This window comes from Gammaproteobacteria bacterium (assembly GCA_028817255.1).
Lineage (GTDB): Bacteria > Pseudomonadota > Gammaproteobacteria > Porifericomitales > Porifericomitaceae > Porifericomes > Porifericomes azotivorans.
Map to the genome: position 1 here is coordinate 1 of JAPPQA010000021.1, position 2,349 is coordinate 2,349.

Consider the following 2,349-nt stretch of genomic DNA (forward strand, 5'->3'; position numbering starts at 1 on the left):
GGAGCGCGAGGCGCGCGCTTTCTATGCGGGATTCCGGCTTTCGCCGGAATGACACATAGAGGGAGCCGAAATGACATGGAGGAGGCCGGAATGACATGGAGGAGGCCGGAATGACGGGGGAGGCCGGAATGACGGAAGGCAACATATAAATGACGGAAGGCAGCATATAAATGGCGAGGATGGGAGTCTTTTCCCCTCGATTGCGTAACGGCTTGCGGGAGCGTCCCGGGGGCGCCCCGGCGCCGCCGTGCGCCCGCCGGTGCGCGCATGCTATGGTGGACGGGCCCCGCCCCTGCGCGGCGCCGTGGCAAAGGCGCGTCTTTACGATGGCATCGTCGCCCGCTCGGCAGGCGCGTCCGGTGTCCGCGACGGCGGCGGCAGGGGGAGAATCGGTCCGTCATGTCGAAAAAACCGCAATGCCGGCAAGGGCCGGAAGCCGATCGTGGCGAGCCGCCGGGCGAGGCGCAGGCCGCCCTGTACGCCCTGCTGGAACTGATGCGGCGCCTGCGCGACCCGCAACGCGGCTGCCCCTGGGACCGGAGCCAGGATTTCCGCAGCATCGCGCCCCATACCATCGAAGAGGCCTACGAGCTGGCCGAGGCCATTGAGCAGGGCGACATGCCGGGCGTGCGCGAGGAACTGGGAGATCTGCTGTTTCAGGTGGTCTTCTGCGCCCGCCTCGGCCAGGAGGCCGGCGCCTTCGATTTTGCCGACATTGCCAAGGGCCTGCATCGCAAGTTGGTGCGCCGCCACCCGGCGTTGTTCGCGGCCGGCGGCGCGGCCCCCGTCCCGGGCGGCCGGGAGGAGCTGAAGGCCCGTGAGCGGCAACGCCGCTTCAGGCAGAGCGGGGCCGGCCGCCCCGGCGTGCTGGCGGGCGTGTGTCGCCGCCTGCCGGCGCTCAGCCGGGCCGCCAAGCTGCAACAACGGGCCGCCGCCGTGGGTTTCGACTGGCCCGCTGCCGCGCCGGTGCTGGCCAAACTGGAGGAGGAAATAGCCGAACTGCGCCAGGTATTGCCGCCGTCTGCCGACCGGGAGGCGCAGGCCGACGAACTGGGAGACATCCTGTTCGTCTGCGCCAACATCGCCCGTCACCTGGACCTGGACCCGGAGGCCGTCCTGCGCCGCGCCAACCGCAAGTTCGAGCGGCGCTTCGCCCACATCGAGCGGCGGTTGGCGGCGCGGGGCCGGACGCCCGCCGACGCCGGCCTCGAAGAGATGGAGGCATTGTGGCGGGAGGCGAAGGAGGAGGAACGGCGGCAGGCCGGGGCGGGCGCCGCCGCCCCCGGCGCTGCCGGGGAGGCCGGCCTGCAGGCCGCAGCGGAAGAGACCTAGGACTGCGCTGCGTTTTCCCCGCCGCTGATCATCGCATAGGCGGAGTGATTGTGGATGGACTCGAAATTCTCCGCCGCCACGGTGTAGGAGAGGATGCGCGGCTCCCGGTTCAGCCGTAGCGCGAGGTCGCGCACGATGTCTTCCACGAAGCGGGGGTTGTCGTAGGCGCGTTCGGTCACGTGTTTCTCGTCGGGACGCTTGAGCAGGCCGTACAGCGGGCACGAGCCCGCCTGTTCCGCCCACTCGATCAGTTCCTCCACCCAGATGAAATCCCGCAACCGCACCTGCAACGAGATGTGCGAGCGCTGGTTGTGGGCGCCGTAGTCGGAGATCTCTTTCGAGCAGGGGCACAGCGAGGTGACCGGCACCTGCGTTTTCACCTCGGTGCAGAGGTGCCCGTCCTTCACCTCGCCGATAAAGGTTACCTGGTAATCCATCAGGCTCTGCACCTTGCTGACCGGCGCCTGCTTGACATGGAAGAAGGGGAAGCTCATTTCGATGCAGCCGCTTTCCGCCGCCAGCATCCGCACCATCTCCCGGATCATGCGCTTGAAGGACTTGACCGAGATCTCGCGGTCGAAGCGGTGCAATACCTCGACGAAGCGCGACATGTGGGTGCCCTTGAATCTATGCGGCAGGCGCACGTACATATTGAAACTGGCGACCGTATGCTGCTCGTGTCCGGAGCGGTCCACGATCACCACCGGGTGCCGGATATCCTTGATGCCGACGCGGTCTATGGGCAGCTGGCGCGTATCCGGCTGGCTTTGGATGTCGGGGATGTCGGCGTGCTCTTTGGCGGTATCGGCGCGTTCTTTTACCAGGCGCATTGAGGAGTCCTCGCTTATGCGGGCCGGGGCCCGCGAAATGCCGCCATCTTACAACAGCGGCGCCGCCGTTGCACGGGCGCGCGCCGCAGGGCAAGCCGTTACGCAATCGAGGGCAAGAAAAGCGGGTCATATGCATCACTCCCCCCTTGAGGGGGAGTCGGCAAGACGAGGGCGCCAGCCCGAAGTC

Annotated in this window: 2 protein-coding genes; one reads left to right on the top strand and one right to left on the bottom strand. The window is 67.5% G+C overall.

Annotation, left to right across the window (positions count from 1 at the left end):
• Nucleotides 1-399 precede the first annotated feature (399 nt).
• Nucleotides 400-1,332 carry a nucleoside triphosphate pyrophosphohydrolase gene (gene mazG / locus OXU43_00890; GenBank protein MDD9823731.1) on the top strand — a complete coding sequence of 311 codons (933 nt, stop codon included), beginning with the start codon at nt 400-402 and terminating at the stop codon, nt 1,330-1,332.
• Here the strand turns inward: mazG and folE2 are convergent.
• Nucleotides 1,329-2,162: a GTP cyclohydrolase FolE2 gene (gene folE2 / locus OXU43_00895; protein ID MDD9823732.1), complete on the bottom strand. Its 834-nt coding sequence runs from the start codon at nt 2,160-2,162 to the stop codon at nt 1,329-1,331. The genes mazG and folE2 overlap by 4 nt on opposite strands.
• Between the last annotated feature and the right edge of the window lie 187 nt (nt 2,163-2,349).

Excerpts from the sequence above, each read along its gene's own strand:
- folE2 (MDD9823732.1), bottom strand. The coding sequence starts at position 2,162 with ATGCGCCTGGTAAAAGAACGCGCCGATACCGCCAAAGAGCACGCCGAC.
- mazG (MDD9823731.1), top strand. The coding sequence starts at position 400 with ATGTCGAAAAAACCGCAATGCCGGCAAGGGCCGGAAGCCGATCGTGGC.